This window comes from Streptococcus mitis, from assembly GCF_047464945.1.
GTDB classification, from domain to species: domain Bacteria; phylum Bacillota; class Bacilli; order Lactobacillales; family Streptococcaceae; genus Streptococcus; species Streptococcus mitis_EA.
In genome coordinates, this window is record NZ_JASHAX010000021.1 from 1 (window position 1) to 1,603 (window position 1,603).

General features: G+C 37.6%; 1 protein-coding gene. It reads left to right on the forward strand.

What is annotated here, in order from left to right:
• Nucleotides 1–63: 63 nt before the first annotated feature.
• A complete protein-coding gene (locus tag QM424_RS09770) occupies nucleotides 64–1,521 on the forward strand; it encodes an IS1182 family transposase (RefSeq protein WP_414394552.1) in 1,458 nt (485 codons plus the stop codon).
• Nucleotides 1,522–1,603 lie beyond the last annotated feature (82 nt).

Genomic DNA, 1,603 nt, shown 5'->3' on the forward strand with positions numbered 1-1,603 from the left:
GAGCCTACTGAAAAAGTCATCAAATTGATGGCTTTTTTGTTATACTAGAGATGAGGTGAGATGATGCTTGATAATCAGTTAACTATGGATGTCAGTCCTTATTCTAGTTTGTATGATATCGTGGTTCCTAAAACCCACTTTTTACGTCAGCTAACTGAACTCTGTGATTTTAGCTTTATTTATGATGAACTAGAAAAGAATTATCGTCCCGATTTTGGGCGTAAAGCTTATTCACCGATTATGATGTTCAAATATCTCTTGTTAAAAGATATTTATAAGTTATCAGATGTAGATGTGGTAGGACGTTCCTTGTCAGATATGGCCTTTAAATTTTTTCTTGGTCTAGCTCCTGAGGATTCTGTTATCGAGCCATCCTCTCTGACAAAATTTAGAAAGCTAAGAATTAAAGATGACAAACTGCTTGATGTATTGATTCAGAAGTCTGTTCAAATTGCACTCGAACATAACTTGATTAAGAGTAAAATCCTCATTGTGGATGCCACTCACACCAAATCTCATTATAATCATAAGAAACCCCAAGAAATCCTTAGAGAGCGTTCAAAAGCTTTACGTAAAACAATTTATCAACATTCAGAAGATATCAAAATAGAATTTCCAAAAAAACCTCAGGAAGATAACCTCGAAGCAGAGTTGACCTATACAGAGGAATTAATGGCTATGGTTGAAAAACACGAGGAACTCTTAGCCCTACCGGCTGTGTCTCAAAAGTTCAATTACCTAAAAGAGGCTGTCGAGGACGACTTAGAACACTTGGAAGCTTCTGTTAAGGAGGAGGCTAGGCTTGGACATAAGACAGCCGACAGCTCTTTCTATGGATATAAAAGTCATATCGCTATGACGGATGAACGGATTATTACTGCTTGTGTGGTCACTTCTGGCGAACAAAGCGATGGGAAATATTTACCTGAATTATATGCCAAAACAAAGGAAAATAGTCTGGACATCGAGACTATTATTGGTGATGCGGCTTATTCAGGAAAGGACAACATTCAACTAGCTCGCAAAGAAAAGATTCATTTGGTTTCAAAACTGAATCCTTCTGTTTCAAAAGGTTACCGTAAAGAAGAGGATGCGTTTGAATTTAATAAAGATGCAGGGCTATTTGTCTGTCCAGAAGGACACATGGCTGTTCGCAAAGCAAGGACAGGGAAAAAATATCAAAATAAGAATCAAGTTGTCACTCATTACTTTGACATTGAGAAGTGCAAGAGTTGCCTTTCAAAGGAAGGATGTTATAAGGAGGGGGCAAAGTCTAAAACTTATTCAATAGCCATTAAAAGTGACGACCATCTTTTCCAGAAGAAATTTCAGGAAACACCTTATTTTAAAGAAATGGCCAGACATCGCTATAAAATCGAAGCAAAGAATGCCGAACTAAAACAGAGACACGGCTTTGATGTCGCGAGAGCATCGGGTCTTTTCAGCATGGAGTTACAGGCAGCCACAACCATCTTCGTGGTCAATATGAAACGAATTATGACCTTAATAAATACAAAATAACCGAGGAATTCGCTCAAATTAACGAGAGATTCCTCGGTTTTCATTTCATTAAAAGTAAGAGACCTATTTTTTCAGTGGGCTC